Source organism: Emticicia fontis, from assembly GCF_054779675.1.
The window spans coordinates 1-19,873 of record NZ_BAAGXU010000022.1; the positions used below are offsets into that span (position 1 = coordinate 1).

Annotated in this window: 23 protein-coding genes and 1 riboswitch; of the genes, 13 read left to right on the forward strand and 10 right to left on the reverse strand. The window is 37.5% G+C overall.

Going from position 1 to position 19,873, the window contains the following annotated elements:
- Nucleotides 1-50: 50 nt before the first annotated feature.
- Together ACYVFA_RS13300 and ACYVFA_RS13305 are read right to left on the reverse strand one after the other, a co-directional pair.
- Nucleotides 51-599, reverse strand: coding sequence for a hypothetical protein (locus tag ACYVFA_RS13300; RefSeq protein WP_460472320.1), 549 nt, complete (start codon nt 597-599; stop codon nt 51-53).
- A gap of 478 nt (nt 600-1,077) precedes the next feature.
- Complete coding sequence (locus ACYVFA_RS13305) at nt 1,078-2,031, reverse strand: hypothetical protein (protein ID WP_460472321.1); 954 nt, start codon at nt 2,029-2,031, stop codon at nt 1,078-1,080.
- 153 nt (nt 2,032-2,184) lie between these two features.
- Between ACYVFA_RS13305 and ACYVFA_RS13310 the strand changes: the two genes are divergently transcribed.
- Complete coding sequence (locus tag ACYVFA_RS13310; protein WP_460472322.1) at nt 2,185-3,396, forward strand: MFS transporter; 1,212 nt, start codon at nt 2,185-2,187, stop codon at nt 3,394-3,396.
- 63 nt (nt 3,397-3,459) lie between these two features.
- Here ACYVFA_RS13310 and ACYVFA_RS13315 read toward each other — a convergent pair whose 3' ends face one another.
- The gene (locus tag ACYVFA_RS13315) at nt 3,460-3,831 is read right to left on the reverse strand and encodes a DUF423 domain-containing protein (RefSeq protein WP_460472323.1); all 372 of its coding nucleotides are present in this window, start codon (nt 3,829-3,831) and stop codon (nt 3,460-3,462) included.
- A 214-nt stretch (nt 3,832-4,045) separates the two neighbouring features.
- On the opposite strand from ACYVFA_RS13315, the gene ygiD reads away from it, so the two are divergent.
- Entirely contained in the window at nt 4,046-4,927 is an 882-nt protein-coding gene (ygiD, locus tag ACYVFA_RS13320) for a dioxygenase family protein (protein ID WP_460472324.1), read from the forward strand.
- A gap of 2 nt (nt 4,928-4,929) precedes the next feature.
- Here ygiD and ACYVFA_RS13325 read toward each other — a convergent pair whose 3' ends face one another.
- From ACYVFA_RS13325 to ACYVFA_RS13335, 3 genes are all read right to left on the reverse strand, one after another.
- Nucleotides 4,930-5,595, reverse strand: coding sequence for a YggS family pyridoxal phosphate enzyme (locus tag ACYVFA_RS13325; protein WP_460472325.1), 666 nt, complete (start codon nt 5,593-5,595; stop codon nt 4,930-4,932).
- A 3-nt stretch (nt 5,596-5,598) separates the two neighbouring features.
- Nucleotides 5,599-6,852 carry a peptidase T gene (gene pepT, locus ACYVFA_RS13330; protein WP_460472326.1) on the reverse strand — a complete coding sequence of 418 codons (1,254 nt, stop codon included), beginning with the start codon at nt 6,850-6,852 and terminating at the stop codon, nt 5,599-5,601.
- A gap of 73 nt (nt 6,853-6,925) precedes the next feature.
- Nucleotides 6,926-7,402: a pyrophosphohydrolase domain-containing protein gene (locus ACYVFA_RS13335; protein ID WP_460472327.1), complete on the reverse strand. Its 477-nt coding sequence runs from the start codon at nt 7,400-7,402 to the stop codon at nt 6,926-6,928.
- Nucleotides 7,403-7,659: 257 nt separating this feature from the next.
- Here ACYVFA_RS13335 and ACYVFA_RS13340 point away from each other — a divergent pair, with 257 nt between their 5' ends.
- The 5 genes from ACYVFA_RS13340 to ACYVFA_RS13360 all read left to right on the forward strand — a co-directional run bounded on the left by ACYVFA_RS13340 (nt 7,660) and on the right by ACYVFA_RS13360 (nt 11,777).
- The gene (locus ACYVFA_RS13340) at nt 7,660-8,292 is read left to right on the forward strand and encodes a collagen-like triple helix repeat-containing protein (protein WP_460472328.1); all 633 of its coding nucleotides are present in this window, start codon (nt 7,660-7,662) and stop codon (nt 8,290-8,292) included.
- 111 nt (nt 8,293-8,403) lie between these two features.
- The gene (locus ACYVFA_RS13345; protein WP_460472329.1) at nt 8,404-9,519 is read left to right on the forward strand and encodes a tetratricopeptide repeat protein; all 1,116 of its coding nucleotides are present in this window, start codon (nt 8,404-8,406) and stop codon (nt 9,517-9,519) included.
- 313 nt (nt 9,520-9,832) lie between these two features.
- On the forward strand, nt 9,833-10,354 hold the full coding sequence (locus ACYVFA_RS13350; RefSeq protein ID WP_460472330.1) for a QcrA and Rieske domain-containing protein: 522 nt from the start codon (nt 9,833-9,835) through the stop codon (nt 10,352-10,354).
- Nucleotides 10,355-10,507: 153 nt separating this feature from the next.
- Nucleotides 10,508-11,149, forward strand: coding sequence for a hypothetical protein (locus ACYVFA_RS13355; RefSeq protein WP_460472331.1), 642 nt, complete (start codon nt 10,508-10,510; stop codon nt 11,147-11,149).
- 73 nt (nt 11,150-11,222) lie between these two features.
- Nucleotides 11,223-11,777, forward strand: a complete 555-nt coding sequence (locus ACYVFA_RS13360) for a YceI family protein (protein ID WP_460472332.1) — start codon at nt 11,223-11,225, stop codon at nt 11,775-11,777.
- A gap of 49 nt (nt 11,778-11,826) precedes the next feature.
- Here the strand turns inward: ACYVFA_RS13360 and gldD are convergent, their stop codons facing one another.
- A complete protein-coding gene (gldD, locus tag ACYVFA_RS13365; protein WP_460472333.1) occupies nt 11,827-12,426 on the reverse strand; it encodes a gliding motility lipoprotein GldD in 600 nt (199 codons plus the stop codon).
- 12 nt (nt 12,427-12,438) lie between these two features.
- Complete coding sequence (locus ACYVFA_RS13370; RefSeq protein WP_460472334.1) at nt 12,439-12,939, reverse strand: type I phosphoribosyltransferase; 501 nt, start codon at nt 12,937-12,939, stop codon at nt 12,439-12,441.
- Nucleotides 12,940-13,079: 140 nt separating this feature from the next.
- Between ACYVFA_RS13370 and ACYVFA_RS13375 the strand changes: the two genes are divergently transcribed.
- The gene (locus tag ACYVFA_RS13375) at nt 13,080-13,520 is read left to right on the forward strand and encodes a DUF4783 domain-containing protein (protein ID WP_460472335.1); all 441 of its coding nucleotides are present in this window, start codon (nt 13,080-13,082) and stop codon (nt 13,518-13,520) included.
- A 115-nt stretch (nt 13,521-13,635) separates the two neighbouring features.
- Nucleotides 13,636-14,130, forward strand: a complete 495-nt coding sequence (locus ACYVFA_RS13380; protein ID WP_460472336.1) for a YcxB family protein — start codon at nt 13,636-13,638, stop codon at nt 14,128-14,130.
- 59 nt (nt 14,131-14,189) lie between these two features.
- Here the strand turns inward: ACYVFA_RS13380 and ACYVFA_RS13385 are convergent, their stop codons facing one another.
- Entirely contained in the window at nt 14,190-14,543 is a 354-nt protein-coding gene (locus tag ACYVFA_RS13385; RefSeq protein ID WP_460472337.1) for a DUF4907 domain-containing protein, read from the reverse strand.
- 32 nt (nt 14,544-14,575) lie between these two features.
- The gene (locus ACYVFA_RS13390; RefSeq protein ID WP_460472338.1) at nt 14,576-15,598 is read right to left on the reverse strand and encodes a threonine aldolase family protein; all 1,023 of its coding nucleotides are present in this window, start codon (nt 15,596-15,598) and stop codon (nt 14,576-14,578) included.
- Between the two features lie 274 nt (nt 15,599-15,872).
- Between ACYVFA_RS13390 and ACYVFA_RS13395 the strand changes: the two genes are divergently transcribed.
- The 4 genes from ACYVFA_RS13395 (at nt 15,873) to ACYVFA_RS13410 (ending at nt 19,711) form a co-directional block, all read left to right on the forward strand.
- Nucleotides 15,873-16,370 (forward strand): (2Fe-2S)-binding protein, encoded by a 498-nt coding sequence (locus ACYVFA_RS13395; RefSeq protein WP_460472339.1) that lies wholly within the window; start codon nt 15,873-15,875, stop codon nt 16,368-16,370.
- A gap of 32 nt (nt 16,371-16,402) precedes the next feature.
- Entirely contained in the window at nt 16,403-18,553 is a 2,151-nt protein-coding gene (locus tag ACYVFA_RS13400; protein ID WP_460472340.1) for a xanthine dehydrogenase family protein molybdopterin-binding subunit, read from the forward strand.
- A gap of 73 nt (nt 18,554-18,626) precedes the next feature.
- Nucleotides 18,627-19,199: a Crp/Fnr family transcriptional regulator gene (locus tag ACYVFA_RS13405; protein WP_460472341.1), complete on the forward strand. Its 573-nt coding sequence runs from the start codon at nt 18,627-18,629 to the stop codon at nt 19,197-19,199.
- A 77-nt stretch (nt 19,200-19,276) separates the two neighbouring features.
- On the forward strand, nt 19,277-19,711 hold the full coding sequence (locus ACYVFA_RS13410; RefSeq protein ID WP_460472342.1) for a carboxymuconolactone decarboxylase family protein: 435 nt from the start codon (nt 19,277-19,279) through the stop codon (nt 19,709-19,711).
- Between the two features lie 85 nt (nt 19,712-19,796).
- Nucleotides 19,797-19,863: riboswitch (Fluoride riboswitch) on the forward strand.
- The last annotated feature ends 10 nt before the right edge of the window (nt 19,864-19,873 follow it).

The following is a 19,873-nucleotide window of genomic DNA, read 5'->3' on the forward strand; positions in this document are numbered from 1 at the left end:
ACAAATATCTCATTTTTTTGCCCTTTTGACTTTTTATTCTAATCCCGAACTCACGTTAAACTTAATAAAACCAGATTAGCAGAGACTGCTACCCATGCCCCAAAGGAAGAAAATGGACTGGTAGCACTATACAGCAGTTGAAAACGAATAGCAAAATATAAGAGAATACAGATGACTATATTAGTTATGACAGACATATAGCCAAATTTTTCAGGAAAAATAAGAATAATGAAAATAGTAGTTCCAAGTAAATAAAGAAGACCAGGACCACTCGTACCCAAATAGTAAATTAATACAAGTGCCACTATATAAAGTACACTAATAAATAAAACCTTGCGCACAAGAATATTCAATCTCTTGCTAAAAGAGATAGTTATTACAAACGAGACTCCTAGTAAATCAACGATAGCAAGTGTAGGAATACCTCCTATGATTGACATGATAACACCTGGTATAAGTGCTAAAAAACTAATGGGTATCCAATAGGTAAGAATAATAGTGAACAGGCGGTTTTGCCAATAGAGTAATCCATCCTTTTGAGTATAAGCACCTAAGCAGTTTCTTTGAATCGTGTTCTTGTATGTATTCCAGATATGCATATTAATAAATTGGCTTAAATAGAAATACAAAACCTTATTCAAGATATACCTTTATCAGCAAAAACCTATCCACTTGCTTAGTTTTATCTAATTATGTGTTATGAAATACAAATTTACATTTTTACTAAATATTTTTGTTTACGTATATACATCTATCATTATACGTTTAAGGTTGTGGCATAAAATTTGACGCTCCATTAAATAAATCTAATTATCTATTACCTCAATTTAGCCATCAATTATTTTTCATGTGCAGCTAATTAGAAATATTAGTATCAGGGTGATTATACTGCTCTGGTCTTCGACCAATCCTTAGATAAAGAAATATCCTATGATTAATGGTTATATTTCTAAACCTTTTAGAGTAGATTTATTAAAAAAATTAATTCACTAATGAAAAACATTTATCCTGAAATATATTAAACAAAAAATCCCGCTGGAGCAATCCGGCGGGATTTTATTTAAAAAGATATGATTATTACTTCACATCGAAAGTACCACGGCCGATACTAAAACCTTCTGAATAAAGTTCGATAGTATATTTGCCTTTTTCATAGGAACTTCCACGTGAGTAAACAAAATCAACATTTTGCCCTGAGTTGTCATACATCACTGTTTGTTTTGAAGTATAAACGGTTTCGTTTCCACCAAAATTAAAAGTACCCGAACCTGTCGCCATGTCTGAAACTACATTGCCTTTAGGATCAAGTAATCTCATATAAATAACTTTCTCTTCTCTTTTGGTAAGCGCGTTCTCAGCCAGTTTGAAAGATATTTTTACTTTATCTACTCTTTTAGCTTTGTATTCGCCACCGTCACGCTCTTTACCACGAGAGTTGATAGCATTTACATTTACGTTCATGGCTTTTAGTGCTGCTGCTAAAGTTACTTTTTCTGCAAGCTCTTTATTTTTAACACCTACGTTATACACTGAATCTGCTAGTGCTTGTTTATCGGTTTTTAAGCCGGTGTTTTCTGTTTTTAAGTTATTGTTTTCGCTACCTAAAGTCTCGTTCTGTGTAGTTAGTACTGCGTTTTCTTCTTTGAGTTTGGCAATTTCATTGTCTTTTTCTGTCAATGCCAACTCATAATTTTTAATTTTGCCTTCGTATTGTTTAATACTTACACTTTTTGAGTTAACTAAATTTTTCTTGTCTTGCTCTAATTGAGCTTTCAACGCTTGTAAATCCTCTACTTGTCCACCTAAGGCTTGTACTTCAGCAATTTTTGCATCAAGTTGTACGGCAATGGAATCAAGTTTAGAGTTTGTAAGGAGCAGTTCTTTTGTTTTTTGCGATACGTCAACATTCTTTGAATCAATGTCTTGACGCGCATTGAAATAAAGGAAGCCAAATAGTGCTGCTAAAGCACAGGCTAAAACAAGTCCGGCGGTCATTGCCGTGTTACTTCTTCTTTCTTGAGTTTGTTCCATAGAAATCTGAATATTTAGTATTTAACGGTTTAGGCTTATTAACGACAAAACTAGCCTTTTATTGAATATGTTTCAGAAAATTACCAAAAATGTCGTTATTTTTTTTCGCGAAATTCTATACGAATCTCTATTTTCGTGAAACTTTGTTAATACATGAAAAAATCAACTTTTTTACTAGTATTAGTTGCAGCGTTAGGTTATTTCGTAGATGCGTATGACTTGATTCTATTCGTTGTGCTCCGTCATAGCAGTCTAACCGAATTAGGTGTAGTAGGTGTCGATAATACGAGTGTCGGTTTATGGCTATTTAACGTACAAATGATCGGCTTATTGTGTGGCGGTATTTTTTTTGGTATTTTGGGTGATAAAAAAGGCCGCCTCTCAGTTTTATTCGGGTCAATTATACTTTACTCAACCGCTACCATCATTAACGGATTTGTACAGGATATCTATATATACGGAATATTAAGATTTTTGGCCGGAATTGGTCTGGCAGGAGAATTGGGCGCCGGAATAACCATCGTCGCTGAAACCATGCCGAAAGAAAAACGCGGCTATGGAACCATGATTATGGCATCTGTAGGGGCTTTGGGGGCAGTAGTAGCTGCCTTAGTTGGCGATGCCTTTTATTGGCGAACAGCCTATTTTATTGGCGGTGGTATGGGTTTACTCCTATTATTATTAAGAGTAGGCACTTTTGAATCCAAAATGTATAAACATGCCGAAGAGCAAAATATTACCAGAGGAGACTTTTTAAGTCTTTTTACCAATAAAGACCGCTTCAAGCGCTACATCGCCTGTATGTTTATTGGTTTCCCTATCTTTTTTATTGTCAGCATCCTGATGCAGTTAGCACCTGAAGTGGCCAAGGCCTTAGGCATTGAAGGAAAAGTTACAGCCGGACAAGCCGTAATGTATGTATATATAGGCCTAACCTGCGGTGATCTTATTAGTGGGTACGTAAGCCAACGATTACAAAACCGCCGAAAAACCATCTTCATTTTCCAGGCTATCTGCTTGTGCTTGTGTCTGATTTATCTCAACCTTTGGGGAGCGAGTAATACGGCTATATTTATTATGTGTGTATTGATGGGGGCAGCCTCAGGCTATTGGATTGTGTTAATCACGATGTCGGCCGAACAATTTGGTACGAATATAAGAGCTACTGTTGCTACTACTATTCCGAATTTTGCCCGCGGTGGTGCTGTACCTATTTTATTAGGCCATCAATATCTTACCAAGGCGCTTAATGGCAATTTGATTTTAAGTGCTACTATTATAGGTATTATTTGTTTTGGAGCTGCATTTATTGCTAACGCCTCGCTTAAAGAAACCTTTTCTAAAGATTTAGATTATGTAGAGTAATAAAGATGAAATGTGGCGAGAACCGAGTGACCGTCGCTCGGTTCTGGCCACATTTTATTCATATCAACTTTTTAAAACCGCCCACAATAACAGCAGCCAACCTGCAATCATTAATGTACCGCCTATTGGAGCAATCGCGCCAAAGGTTTTAATTCCTGTAAAACAGATAAGGTACAAGGCACCGCTAAAAATAAGCGTGCCCCCTAAAAAGCAATAACCGCTATAAGTAAGATTTTTTGAAGCAATTTCTTTTGCTAATATTCCTACCAATACCAAAGCCAAGGCATGGTAAAACTGATATTTTACGGCCGTTTCAAATGTTTCCATTCTGCCTGAGGCCGTTAGTTTATCTTTTAACGCATGAGCGCCAAAAGCGCCTAATGCCACTCCTATTGCCCCTAAAAGAGCCCCTGCCTGTAAGAAAAATTTATTCATTGATTTATCTTTAGTTTATATATATAAGGAATAAGGGCAAAAATAAGACTGCATCGGCAATAAAAATAGAATATAGGTCATAATGTAATCAAATAAAGCATAATTCATTTATATTCAGCCATTTATCTCCCATTTTGCGTAGATTTAAATTTCCCCATTAATAATTGAATTTTATTGACAAAAAAATAGTTGTATCTACATATAATGTATATGTATGAAAAGATTAGACTTTTTAAAAAAACTAAGCATTTTACCTTTTACGACTCACGCAATGAATTTACAGGATTTAAAAAATATAACAGATGGTTTCTCCAAATCAGAGAAAATGCCATCTATTTTCATTGGGCATGGTAGCCCTATGAATGCTTTAGCAGATAATAATTTTACGCATAGTTTAAATACTTTAGGAAAAAGCATTGAACGCCCAAGAGCGATTCTGGTTATTTCGGCTCACTGGCTGACTATGAATAAAACTTATGTATCGGTAAATCCAGCACCACAAACCATTTATGATTTTGGCGGTTTCCCGAAAGAATTATATGAGGTAAAATATGAGCCCAAAGGTGCACCGGAAGTAGCCAGAGAGTTAATTAACGAAGTAAAATCTATTGGTATAATAGAAGAACATAAAATGGGACTTGATCATGGAGCCTGGTCTGTTCTTCGACATATCTATCCGGAAGCAGATATTCCGACTTTTCAGATGAGTATCGATTTCTCAAAGCCGCCTCAATTTCATTTCGAACTGGCAAAGGAATTGCAAAACTTAAGAAATAGAGGCGTATTGATTCTGACTAGCGGTAATATTGTACATAATCTGCGACAGATAAACTGGCACGGCGATGCATCAAAACCTTTTGATTGGGCTTTGGAATTTGATACCCTTGTTAAGAATAAATTAGATAACAGACAATTAGCTGACCTGGCTGATTTCAAATCATTTGGTTCTTTAGGACAAATAGCTCATCCGAGTTACGACCATTATTTACCTATGCTTTATACAGCAGGCTTGGTTAACAAAGATGAAGCTATCAAATATACCTACGAGGGCTTTGATATGGGTAGTATCAGTATGAGATGTTTTCAGGTTGGGTAAAATCAAGTTGTATAAACACGATTTCCAAAAATCTTACTACCGACCCGAATCATGGTGCTTCCTTCTTCAATAGCAATGGCATAATCACCACTCATGCCCATTGAAATGTTTGTGAGATATGGATAAGAGGGAAGCAAAGAAGTATGAAAGGTTTTGAGTTTTCTGAACTCTTTTCTGACCTGATTTTCGTTGTCAGTAAAAGTACTCATACCCATCAAACCAGTTATTCTGATATTGGTAAGATTTTTTAACTTTTCTGATTGAAGAATTTCCAGGCATTCTTCTTCGGTCATGCCACTTTTAGTGTCTTCTTCCGCAATATATATCTGCAACAGGCAGTCAATCACCCGATTATTTTTGGCTGCCTGTTTGTTTATCTCTTGCAATAATTTAAAACTATCTACCGAATGAATCAGGCTCACAAAAGGTGCAATGTATTTCACCTTATTCGATTGCAGATGCCCGATAAAATGCCATTCAATATCTCTAGGCATTTTCTCCTGTTTTTCGGTGAGTTCCTGCACATAGTTTTCTCCAAAACGTTTAAAGCCTGAGTTATATACTTCCATGAGCATTTCAATAGGCTTTGTTTTAGAAACTGCTACAAGCGTAACGTCTTTTCCACTAATCTCGTTTTCTATTTCTTTTATATTATTTACAATTGGCATATTCTAAGATTTCTGTTCCCAGATTCGTACTAAATTAATAATTACTTCTGTTGCTTTCTCCATATCCTGCACCGATACCCACTCCAGTTTAGAATGAAAGGCATGTTCTCCGGCAAAAATATTCGGGCACGGCAAACCCATAAAAGATAATCGAGAGCCATCTGTCCCTCCTCTAATGCTCCTTTGTTCCGGCTTCATACCCGAGCGTCTGATGGCCTCCAGCGCATATTCTACTACTTTAGGGTGATTCACCAATACCTCTTTCATATTACGATACTGCTCAATCACTTTAAAATCAACACTTGAATTAGGGTAATTTTTTAATACCTTATCTACTATATCCTGCAAATAAGTTTCTTTTTCATGCAAACCTGCTACCGCAAAATCTCTGATGATAAAATCCAGCTTTACCTGCTCCTGAATGCCTGATATTTGTGTAGGATGAATAAATCCTTCGTAGTCTTCGGTAGTTTCTGGTGATAACGTATCTTTTGGCAAAGCCGCTAAAATATCAGCAGCTATTTTCATTGCATTCTCCAACTTACCTTTGGCAAAACCCGGATGCGTACTTACACCATTAATCATTAAACTTACGGCATCAGCCGAAAAAGTTTCGTCTTCCAGCGTACCGACCGTTTCACCATCCATAGTATAAGCATAATCAGCACCCAGTTTCTTCAAATCTACTTTTTCCGTTCCTCGTCCTACTTCCTCGTCAGGCGTAAATAAAATCTTGATTGTACCATGTATAATTTCAGGATGCTGCATCAGGTACTCTGCTGCTGCCATGATTTCTGCAACGCCAGATTTATTGTCAGCACCTAATAAAGTAGTTCCACTGGCAGTAATAATATCATTTCCTAGCTGATGCTTTAAATCAGGGTGCTCCGACATCTTAATTATCTGCGTAGGGTCATCTGGCAAAACAATGTTTGTACCATCCCAAAACTCATTTACTATAGGCTTCACTCCTGCCCCACTACAATCAGGTGAAGTATCCACATGCGAACAAAAACAAATTACCGGAACATTTTTAGTTGAGTTACCCGGAATAGTAGCATATACATATCCCCATTCATCCAAATGAGCATCAGCGATGCCCATCGCCAATAATTCTTCAACCAAAACCTTACTCAAATCTTTTTGCTTCTCAGTTGATGGATTTGAGATAGAATTCGGGTCTGATTGTGTATCAATTTGTACATAACGGAGAAACTTCTCTTTTACATTATATATAGCATCAGCAAGAGGGGTCATGATTAATGAGTGAATGAGTGATTGAGAGAATGAGTGATTATTAGGTAGTGATTTAATAATTTGCTACCACCAATCAATCGGCAGGTATACCTATAATTCTTTGTAAGTCTGCCGGAGAATAGTTGATGTTCTTCAAAGTCTTGTCATCACCTTTTCTATATACCAGAAATTTCCCTTCTACTTCTTTATAATAAGATTCTGTTCCTTTTTCTGCATAGTGCTTCATGGTGTCTTCGGCTTCAGCCACTGATGTACATGCCTTACTCATATTCGAACGTTGCACTTCATCAAACAATTCACGGAATTTTTCTCCCAGGCCAAACTCTAAAATTGCTCCTGCTAATACATATTGTATATCGGCTAAAGCATCTGCTACGGCTACAATATCTTTTTCATCAATGGCTTCTTTTAATTCATTTAATTCTTCGGCAATAAGCGATATTCTTAAGTCACATCTTTGTTTTGACGGGATTTGAGGGCTTTCTAAAATAGGATGTTGGAAAGTCCGGTGAAAATCAGCAACCTGATTAAGACAGTCTAATGCTTGCATAGAATAGGAGAAATTTATTTTCTTATTTAATAAAATTTTAATGAACAGGCTTTACACCAATTTTGGGTTTATTTTATTTCAAAAACGCGATACAGAAAATATCTTTTTCTTTTTTCCACTAATTATTTTCGCCGTAAAATAAATAAACCGATATTCGCATTTGCAAAGTTGAGCAAATTTCAATAATATTGCTACGTAACTGAAGTCAAATTATCAAAACCCAACAAATCATGAACAAATTTTATAGACTTCTTTCAGTGGTAACGCTAGCGTTATCTGTTGCTTTATGGTCATGTAAAGGAGATCAAGGTCCTCAAGGTCCTGCTGGTCCACAAGGTGCTCAAGGTCCTCAAGGTGCTGCTGGTCCACAAGGTGCTACTGGTGCTACTGGTTCTACTGGTGCAGTAGGAGCTACTGGTGCTACTGGTACTAACGGTACTAATGGTAAGGACGGAAATGCCAATGTTAAAAATGCCGAAGTAACAGTTAAAACAACAGACTGGAAGACAGTAGATGCAGCTGGTATCGGAACAGGCAACACAGGCCAAACTGGTGCGTTTGAAGTAATGGACGCAAACGTCTCAGCTGGTAGTATTGTAGTAGCCTACGTGAAAGTTGGTGCTCAATGGCTAGCATTGCCAAGAGTTATCATTAAAGAAACTGACGGCTCAACAGAACAAGTAAATTTTGCGTTCCAAACAGGAAAGGTAACATTCTTTTATAGCTCTCAAACTGCCGCTATCGGTGGTGTGAAAAGTTATAAACCACAAACAGATCTTACTTTCTCTTACGTAACTATCGAGAAGACCTTACGTCTATCTATGGAGGCATCTGGTGTTAATCTAAGAAGCCGCGAATCTGTAAATAGCTATTTACAAAGTCATCGTTAATCTGTAAACTACACAATATAAGTAGGTTACGTAGAAAAGAAAAAAAAACCTCCTGAACGGGAGGTTTTTTTATTGCAATTTTGTTAACAAAGGGTATTACTATAAACTTTTATGAGAAGGCTGTTTATTTTTTTTATCCTTATCCAACTTTTTAGCGTTTCTACCTCTGCACAATTGCTGACTGATAACGACTCCAAACAAACCATTATTAAAGGTCTGGACAAATTATACAACTATGAATTTAAAGAGGCCGATGCTTTTTTTCAGAAAGTAAAAGCTAAATATCCACAACATCCGGTTACTCCGCTTTTAAGTGCCATTCAGGTACAATGGCAGAATCTCCCACTCGAAAAAAATCCGAAGGCGGTCAATTTATACATGTCGCTTCTGGAAAAATGTGAAGCTTTGGCAGAGCCCATGTTAAAAGACCCCAATAAAAAGGCAGAAGCGACTTTCTTTTTATTGGCTTCGCATGGATATATCACGCTGGCATATAATTACAGGAAAGAACCTATGAAAGCCGCCAACGAAGCTAGAAAAGCCTATGGCTATATGAAAGACGGGTTTGGAATGATAGAGCGAAACCCTGAGTTTTATTTTACTTCCGGTCTATACAATTATTACCGTATTCAATATCCGGAAACTCATCCGATAGTAAAGCCTGTTGTTATTTTTTTCGAAAACGGGAACAAAAAATTAGGTTTAACACAATTGGAATTAGCTACACAGAAATCTGTATTTTCAAGAATTGAGGCGGCATATTATTTTATGAATCTAAACCTTAAGTATGAATTGAATTATCATAAAGGTCTTTTCTATGCTGATTTATTGCATGATAAATACCCGAATAACCCCATTTATCTTATGCGATATGCTGAAGCACTTATTCTATCAGGAAAATATGATGAAGTAATTCCGAAAATTAATGACTTGCGGAAAACAGGTGGTTCTGTTTATCAGATTGCGGCCAATCTGTTTGATGGATTGATAGCCGAAAAAGTAAAAAGGAATGATAAACTGGCTTTAGAATTCTATAATACTGTGCTAAAAAATGAACCTGATGAGCGTTATACAAAAGATTATTATGCTATGACCTACCTTGGTTTAGGCAGAATTGCTGAAAGAGCTGGCAATAAAAAACGTGCGAATGAGCTATATAACAAAGCTTTAGACACCGCAGAAAATAAAGGCGTAATTGCCGAAGCGAAAAAAAATTTAGAAAAATAAGCAACTAATTTTCAAGAATATTCCTGCCGGAAATATACTTGAACCTTATCAATATTTTACAATTTTTACGGGGATTAAAAATCAAACCTAAGCACCTGATAATTAAATTATTATCAGGTATTTTTTTGGCTTGTTTCTGTATCATCCTACTAGGCTTTTATCCAATTTAAGCAACCTACCTTAGCAAATTCTTCGTCTGATCAATAAAACAGGAAGCTATCAATTTTTATTTGGCCACGCAACCCTCATTTTAAAATGTCCGTAAAGCTTATAATTACTACGCATTTTAAACCAAATAAATCTTATACTTTCTATGGAACAAACACAATTAAGTAGAGGGCAATTTTTACGACAGCTTGGATTGAGTACAGGTGCATTGATGGCTTTTTATTGCATGGGTACAGGATTAACTGCCTGCTCAGGTTCGGGGAGCGATGACCCAACTCCGGGAGGTACAGGTGGCACAGGCGGAACCGGAGGTACAGGCGGTACCAGTGGTGCAGTAAAAGGCACAACCAGTGGTGCTGGTATCGATTTCACAGTCGATTTAACGAATGCTGATTACAGCAAAATGAAAACCGCAGGTGAATTTAATTACGTAGCAAACATCATCATTGTAAACACAGGTGGTACTTACGTAGCTTTATCGAAATTATGTACGCATGAAGGTAGTACAATTGCTTATCGGACTGCAACTAATGATTTCAAATGTCCGAATCATGGCTCAGAATTTAATCTGGATGGTTCAGTAAAACTATCTCCCGCAGAAAAATCTTTAACGGTTTATAAAACCGAAATTCAGAATAGCGGTAATACACTAAGAGTTTTTGCCTGACCGGCTTTGTGGATATATGTGTTTCTTATAAGACTTTGATATATGTGTTTTTTGAATAAAAGTGGATATGTGTGTTTCCGGATAGCGTGTTTTTAGGGCAAGGAGGATGGCAACATCCTCCCCTTTTATGAACCAACCAATTTTAATATAAATATGAAACGAATTTCTTTATTGCTCTTTTTTATCCTGTTTGCTGGTTTCGCTTTTGCTCAGGTCACGCAATCTGATAGCCTTTTGGCTGATTTAGATACAACTGCCGAAACACCAAAGCTATTGCCGGATAAGATGTTATTGACTCAAAGGATTTTCTGGGGAGAAAAAGGGCTATTGAGAAAAGTGGGTATTGCACCTGAACTAACTGCTGAAAACAGAGCCAGAGAATTGAAAGTAAGAAGAACGATGTTCAAAATCCATCAGGCAATGGGTTTATTAACTGCCGCAGGTATGTTAGCTCAGGGCTTTTTGGGCGCTAAATTATACAGAGCAGGTGGTGATGATTATACCCGTATCAAAAGAGCGCATGAAGCTACCGCAACAGGTATCAATATAGCTTATGCTACTACTGCCCTGATGGCTTTTACAGCACCTCCGGGTATGCTCAACCGCAAAGGCATCAGCAATGTGAAAGTACATAAAATCTTATCGTATATTCACCTGACGGGTATGATAACCACCAATGTGCTGGCTCATAAAATCAGTGATAATTTTAAACTAAAGCCTTATCACCGCGCGGCAGCATATACCACTTTCGGGGCCTATTTTGCAGCTATGGCTGTTTTGAAATTTGAGTTTTAATACGCCTGAAATTGTATGAAATGCCCTAATTAAGATCCTTCGCAACATTAAAAACATTAAGCTAATTAGAGAGATGAGAACCTTAAAGAACTTTATAGCCATTCTTATTTTATTGACTATTTTTGCTTTTTCACCCAATATAGAGAGCAGAAAAATCACCGCTGACAAAAAGACTTCTATTGTTACTTATGCCATGAGCCACCCGGCTCATGATTGGGAGGGAGTTTGCAAAGATGTAAATGCAGTGATTGTGTATGACGATGCCACCAAGGCCATCAGTCAGGTCGCAGTTTCATTAAAAGTAGAAGCCTTTGATAGTGGCAATGCCAACCGCGATTCACACGCCATAGAAGTAATGGAAGGATTGAAATATCCGAAAGTTACTTTTACAAGCAATAAAATAAAAAATGATAATAATACATTAACTGCGGACGGAAACCTGACTTTTCACGGAGTTACCAAACCAGTAACGATTACTGTCACCCGCACTGATAGTGATAAAAGGGTAGCACTTGATGGGAAATTTGATATTTTACTGAGTCAGTTTCAGGTTGAACGTCCGTCATTATTCGGAGTAAAAACGAAAGATGAAGTGAAGCTTAGTTTTAAAGTATTTTTCCCTTTATAATAGCTCAGCTTTAGGCCATGAAAAAGTGGAAATAGTGTAAAGATTCACATTATTTCCACTTTAATGTTTCCAGGATATGTCGGCAATCGGCTTTCAGATAATCAATTACCGGACGAAGAGAATCATTCTGCGTAGCTGTTGTCAGGTATACTGCTCCTCTTAAATAATTTTTGGTAGTATCAGTTACAAAAAACTGAAAATGGCTTGGCACCTCTCCCTCCAACTCAAAAACTACTGCCCTTTTTCCAGATTTTGTTGTTAATATCCCATCTTTAATTGAATACGCCTTTTTATCATGATGAAACGCCAGTTTAGCTGCATCACTCATCATATTCTGCAAACGCTTAGGATCATTATTGACAGGTTTATAAGTAAACTGAATAAGGGCATTTAAGCTAGGATAACGCAGAATAATCCAATGAGGCTCGGCCAGTTTAAAAGTGTCTCTTTGCACAATTGCGGCTTTCGAATATTCAAAAGTATAAGGGTGTTCTTCTTTCAAAGGCTGATAGGCATGTGGAGGTAGATCCAGACGGTTAAACCCTGTGGGTTTAGGATGATAATCCTGTTCCTTCTCACCACAGGCATAAAGCGCGCCTGTTATTGCAAAAACCAATACGAACCTAATAAGGTTGAGTTTTGAAATCATTCTTCAACAACATTAATATAAATACACGCCTGTTTTTGCTTCATCACTCAGAATCACCTGGATATGCTCGTTTAAAGTAGTAGAGAGCGAGTACCCCACATAATCGGCGGCGATAGGGTACATCGGATGATTTCTGTCAACAATAACAGCTACCTGTATTTTCTTTAAAGGAATACTTAAAAACGGACGTAAACTATAAGCCAGCGTTCGGCCTGTATTTAGTACATCATCGCATATAACGACATTCTTGTTCCGAAAAGTATCTACTTCACTTTCTATCTTAATATCGGGTTGCGATTGCGCCTGTTTATCTACACTCACCTTGGCAATTGTTACATTCAAAGCCGAGATTTGTTTCAATTCAGCTACCAATCTTTCGGCGAAATGATACCCCTCGCCATTGACACCTGCAATGATTACTTCTGATTCATCAAAATTCTGTTCGTAAATCTGATAGGCTATGCGGCGGATTTTTTGAAAAGTCTCGGTACTGTTCAATAATTGGTTGGACATAATTTTTTCAATTAGATCATGATAGGCATTTTATACCAAGTATTTCATTAAGGGTAGTATATAATTTTGGCATAGTTTATGTAAAAGACTATGCGTCGTAAATCACCAACAAAGATAATAAAACTTAGCATAAACTATCTATGAAGCTATTGAAATACGTATTCTCAGCTTTAGTGTTGATCCTCTTTATAAATGCATCAAAACCAGGTGGAAGAGTTTCAAGCCCAAAGAAAAGAATCGATAACGAATTAACAGACCGAATACGGATGTCGTTCAAAGGAGGTAATCCGAAAATGCTTGCCAGTTGCCTCAGTCAGGAAATAGAACTCATTATTGATTCCGAAAAAATAGATTTTAATAAAATATCCTCTCAGCAAGCCGAACAGATTTTTAAATTGTTCTTCCAGCATAATCCACCTTTATCGTTTCAGTTCGTTTATCAGGGGGCGTCAAATATTGATTTACGTTATAGCGTAGGTAATTATCGCAGCCGTAATAAAGATTTTCTGGTGTATATTCTGGTAAAAAGAGACGCCAGTAATAAATACGTAATAGACACCATCCAGTTCAGAGAAAGTTAAATAATCATATATATCTTTCTAGTTTACCTAAAAAGTATAAAATAATTCTAAAGGTTCTGATATTATCAGAGCCTTTTTCTATTTTTGTGCTTTCATTTAAGTTCTAACCAAAAAAATGATAGTTAAAACAAAAAAGTTTGCATTAGATAAAAAAGATTACGTAAGTATTGCCTTTAAGCGCCATATGCGCAAAGATTGGAAATGGTTGTTGATTCCGGCGGCAGTAGTTATCTTAGGATTAGTACTACATTTTACAGGTTCATACAAAAACTGGTGGATTCCGGTAGTAGCAGTTGTAGGAGGTGGTCTATATGTTTTGTTCTGGTATGCGCAATTTTATGCGGCTTCACAAATGGAGCAGAACAAACAGATGTTTGATAAATTCATGTATGAAATAGATAGCCGTCAGATATTGGTAAAGCTGAATCAGAAAGAGGGTGGTATCATGAAATGGGAGAGCATTCAATCGGCAGAAAAAACTGAAGATGCTTATCTACTGATTATTGGAAAAGGTCAATTTTTACGCTTTCCTTTCAATGTATTCAACAGCGAACACGATTTGAAACTATTTGAGTCTATCCTGAAAAGAAAAGAATTACTTCCGGCATAATATACAATAAAGCCTCGCACTGATTATGCGAGGCTTTATTGTAACAATATTTCTTCAATTTATTTGAGATTTAATTTCTTCTTTACTTCCTTCAATTCAAGCGTTGGAGGCATCTGGCCTTTCACTACTTTACTCATAGCTAATAGCGCTATTTTCTTCGCATCTTTTTCTGTTTTAAAAGCCTGATTACCTGCTAAAGCCGGAATAATGGGTTGATTCACTAAAAGTTTATACCGTAAATATAGCTTATAGCCCCAACCGCTTGGCAATGGATAGGTTTCATATTGCAGGCTATCGTTATACGCATATAAAATACCATAGTCCTGATTTTTGGTTGATGCTCGCTCAGGTGTTTGTCCTACACCAACCAGGCTTATACTTATAAAAAAAGATACTAACACAAGTATTTTCATAGTTACCTGATATTTGCCATTATGAACACAGATTATAATATCTGTTTAATCACCTTTTCAAACTCCGCCAGATGTTCATCTGAAAAATCATGGTGTGTTACAAATCTTACCAGGTGTTTGCCGAAAGTTACACAGCCTAGATTATATTCTTTTGCTTTAGCGACAAACTCGGTAGCGAGAACTAAATCAGGTAATCTGAAAATGACAATATTTGTATCAATCGGGTAAATCTCCTCTACAAATGGTAAGCTCTCTAACATTTGCCCGATTTTTCTGGCTCTGGCATGGTCTTCTTTCAGACGTTCGATATGATTATCTAAAGCATAAATTCCTGCCGCAGCTAAAAAACCGGCTTGGCGCCAACCTCCACCCATTACTTTACGGAAGCGACGAGCCTTTTTAATAAAATCTTTTTTACCTATCAATAAAGATCCAACCGGGCAACCTAAACCTTTTGAAAGACAGATACTAATCGAATCGAATAATTGGCCATGTGTCAAGGTTGATTCACCAGTCTCAACTAAAGCATTAAATAGTCTTGCGCCATCTAAATGCAAAGGAAGCTGATGTTCATTACATACTTGTCTGATGGCTTCAATTTCAGATAATTCATAATAGCATCCCCCACCTTTATTCATCGTGTTTTCAAGAGACACCAATCGGGTGATAGGCTGATGAATATCGTCTGGGTTATTAATGGCATCACGCACTTGCTGCGCATTAATTCTACCCTTATCTCCCTCTAATAATTTTAAAGAAGAGAAAGAATTAAGTGATACTCCCCCACCCTCATATAGATAAATATGTGATAATTTATCGCAAATCACCTCACTTCCTGGCAAAGTATGCACTCTGATAGCCAATTGGTTAGTCATTGTTCCCGAGGTGCAGAATAGTGCTGCTTCCATACCGAACATGGCTGCGACTTTTTCTTCTAACGCTATCACAGTCGGGTCGTCGCCAAATACATCGTCGCCTAATTCAGCCGAAAACATGGCTTCTCTCATTCCCTGAGTGGGTTTCGTAACGGTATCGCTTCTTAAATCTATAAACATGGGTAGGTAAAAAGGATAATTTATTTATGAAATGTAAAAGACGATGCAAGGTAATATTTTTTGTCCTAAGCATTCTTACTAAAATAGTGAAAGCCGATTAAAATAGCCAAAGCTAATAAATGATGAGAGCAAGCGTACGTTTGTTCATGGTTACATCATGTACAGAATTAATATATTTTCTGACGTTCGTCGAATATCTGAGATAATAATTGCAAAAGTCTCAACTTTTGTAAACTTTTACATTAGTTTAGACTAATCTATTACTACTACAACTATGGCAGTTTATAACTTAACAGTAAATAATAAGAAAGTTAAAGTGGATGTCGAGCCTGATATGCCACTTCTTTGGGTAATCCGTGATTTTGTTGGTTTAAAAGGAACCAAATTTGGTTGCGGAATGGCCATGTGCGGTGCCTGCACAGTTCATCTGAACGGTCAACCGATTCGTTCTTGTCAGACACCTATCTCAGTAGTTGCCAAAAATGCCAAAATAACCACTATCGAAGGTATTGGCGAGGTGCAATTACATGCAGTTCAACAGGCATGGATTGATGAACAAGTACCTCAATGTGGTTATTGTCAGTCAGGACAAATCATGTCGGCGGTAGCTTTGTTGAAGACTACACCTAATCCTACCGACGAGGATATTGATGCGGCCATGAGCGGTAATCTTTGCCGTTGCGGCACTTACGACCGCATTCGCAAAGCCATTCACAAAGCATCTGATACGATGAAAAGTAGTGCAGGTGCTAATGTTGGTGGAGGAAAATAATCTAACCTATTTACTATAAAACGACTAACATTATGACTTCAAGACGCAATTTCATAAAAACCACGAGTTTAACCACTTTTGGTTTTGCCTTGGGAGTATCTTCTTTTGCCAAAGATGCTACACTCAAAAAGATAACTCCTGCCATCGTAAGTCTCGAAATAAATCCTTTTATTATTATTGATACTGCCGGAAACATCACACTGGTAAATCCTCGCCCGGATATGGGCCAAGGTTCTACACAGGCAGTCCCCTCACTTTTGGCCGAAGAACTGGAAGTAACACTCGAAAAAGTGAAGATTGTACAAAGTGATGGCAAAGGAAAATATGGCGACCAGACCTCAGGCGGAAGTAGTTCGGTTAGGGCTTTATGGCAACCTATCCGCAAAGCCGGAGCTGCAGCCCGTGAAATGCTTACCGAAACTGCTGCCAAACGCTGGAATGTTTCAACTACTGAATGTTTTGCGCAAGATGGTAAAATTATTCATCGCATTAGTGGTAAAAGTCTCACTTATGGAGAATTGGCTGATGATGCTTCTAAATTAGAAATACCAAAAAATCCGAAGCTGAAAGAAGCCAAGGATTTTAAGATAATAGGTAAATACAATAAACGCCTGGATGTACCTGAGCGTGTGACAGGTAAAGCAGTATATGGCTTAGACGTAGACATACCGGGCATGGTATATGCCAGTGTTTTGCACTCACCTATGTTGCATGGCAAAATAGCTTCTATTGATGATACCGACACCAAAAAAGTAGCCGGAGTTTTACAGGTAGTAAAAACCGAACGCCCAATGCCTCACCGCACGTCAGAAGCCGTGGCCGTAATTGCTACTAATTGGTGGGCAGCACTCAAAGGCAAAAAAGCCTTAAAAGTTCAATGGGATAATGGCAACTATGACAAAACTGTAAGTACCCAGAAATACTTTAATGAAACTTATGAGGCAGCTAAGAAAGAAGGCATTAATTATGAAGAAAAAGGCGATTTTTCAGCAAAATATGCTTCTGCCAAACAAAAAATTGAAGCGAATTACGAAACCCCGTTCCTATCTCATGCCCCTATTGAGCCGGTAAATGCGGTGGTACACGTAAAAGATGATGGTTCAATAGAAATCTGGGCACCTGTACAAGGGCCAGACTGGACATTGAGAGATGTATGTGGTTATATGAAAGTAAAACCCGAGCAGGTAAAAATCAATGTGACGCTTCTGGGTGGTGCATTTGGTCGTAAAGCCTATCATGATTTTTTATTAGAAGCCTGTCATTTATCAAAAGAATTGAAAAAGCCTGTCAAGGTTATCTGGACACGGGAAGATGATATTACCCAAGGGCCATACCGCCCGGGAATGTTGAGCCATATGCAGGGATTTGTAGAAGAAAACAAAATCACCGGATTTCACCACCATGCTATTGGCGAATCTATTGTAGGCCAGGTCTTTAAAGGCTTAAAAGAAGATGAAGCAGACCCTTGGTTAAGCGGAGAAATAAGCACTGAAAACAGTAAATATAATTTTGCAACAGCCTCAAAAGTAAGCTGGACGAATGTAAAAACCGAAATACCAATTGTCTGGTGGCGCTCGGTGTATGCTTCAAATTTTGGATGGGGACAAGAATGCTTTATAGATGAATTAGCCCATTTAGCTGGTAAAGACCCTTTACAGGCACGTCTGGATATTTTAACTGATGAACGTTTCAGAAAAGTATTGGAAACACTAGCCGAAAAAGCGAACTGGAACGAGAAACTGCCAGCAGGACAAGGCAAAGGCTTAGCTGTATTCCGTTCGTTTGATAGTATTTCAGCCGCTTGCATTACGGTAAGTAAAAAGGAAAACGGAGTGAAGATAGATAAAGTAGTGTCTGTGATTGATTGTGGGTATTATGTAAACCCTGATAATGTAAAAGCTCAGACTGAAGGCAATATTGTAATGGGTCTGACGGCCGCCATTAAAGATGGGATTACTTTTACCGACGGTATTTGCGACCAAACCAATTTCCATCAATTCAATCTGATGCGTATCAACGAAGCGCCAAAAATGGAAATTCATATTATTGACAGCGGTGCGAATCCGGGTGGCGTGGGTGAACCTGGCCTGCCTCCTATTGCTCCTGCATTGGGTAATGCGATTTTTGCCGCTACTGGCAAACGCATACGGAAATTACCTTTTGATATTACAAATCTTGCTTAGTGTAGTATATTTAAGAGCAGAATTCAGATTCTGCTCTTTTTATTTATAAAATATAGCACTAATTATTGCACCAATGTCTACAAGCCTACTCAACCATATTAAAAATTACCTTGATTTAGACGAACAGGAAGAAAAGACGATAGCAGCTTGTGTACAAAGTTTAAAGGTAAAAAAGAAAGAATATATACTAAAAGAAGGTCAAGTGTGCAAAGCCAGTTATTTTGTTGAGAAAGGCTGTCTGCGAATGTTTTTTGTGAGCGATAAGGGCGATGAGTTGACAGTAAACTTCGCGCTAGAAAACTGGTGGTTGAGTGATTATTCAACTCTTTTAAGCCAAAAGCCTTCACTTTTTTATATTCAGGCTATTGAACCTTCTGACTTATTGGTTCTTACGGCCGAACAGCAAGAAGTTTTATCGAAAGAAGTCCCTAAAATCGAGCGCTATTTCAGGCTTATTCTTCAAAGAGCCTATGGTGCTTCACAGATGCGTTTCAAACATGCTTACAATCTTTCAAGAGAAGATATGTATCGCAATTTTCTTGATCTACATCCTGAGTTTGTTAACCGTGTACCGCAATATATGTTAGCCACTTATCTGGGCCTTACGCCTGAGTATCTGAGCGAAATACGCAAAAAAAAGAGATAATTCGCATTTCTTAAACCTGTTTAAGTTTTTTCAGACGGCAGCTACCGACATTTGTACTCATTAAAACACAAACAAAAATGAGCACAAGAATCAATATCCAACAGGTAGAACCAGCAGCATTTAAGGCTATGTATGGGCTGGCAAATTATGTACAAAATTCACAGGTTAGCAAAATACATCAACATTTAATCAAGATAAAAGCCTCTATGATTAACGGTTGCGCTTTTTGTATTAATATGCACACCCGCGAAGCTAAAAAAGATGGAGAAACCGAACAACGCATCTATTTATTAAGTGCCTGGCGCGAAACAACACTCTATACAGAAGAAGAGAGAGCTATACTAGCCTTGACTGAAGAAATAACCTCAATTCAGAATCACGTTTCTGAAGAAACGTATAAAGCTGCTGAGCGTTTATTTGATGCCAATCATTTAGCACAAATTATTGTAGCTATTGTAGCAATTAATGCCTGGAATAGAATAGCCATTACAACTGAATTACCTCTCGATTAATCTTTTTTAAGCAATAAAAGCCATAGGAATATGGATTCTTATGGCTTTTGTTTTTATATATCCACACAATGATTACTTTTGTATTGTAGAAACAGGAAATGGTGTCTTCCTAATTGAACCGCCTTAAACAAGCTGATGGCGCCTGATTGTAAATGTCGGAAC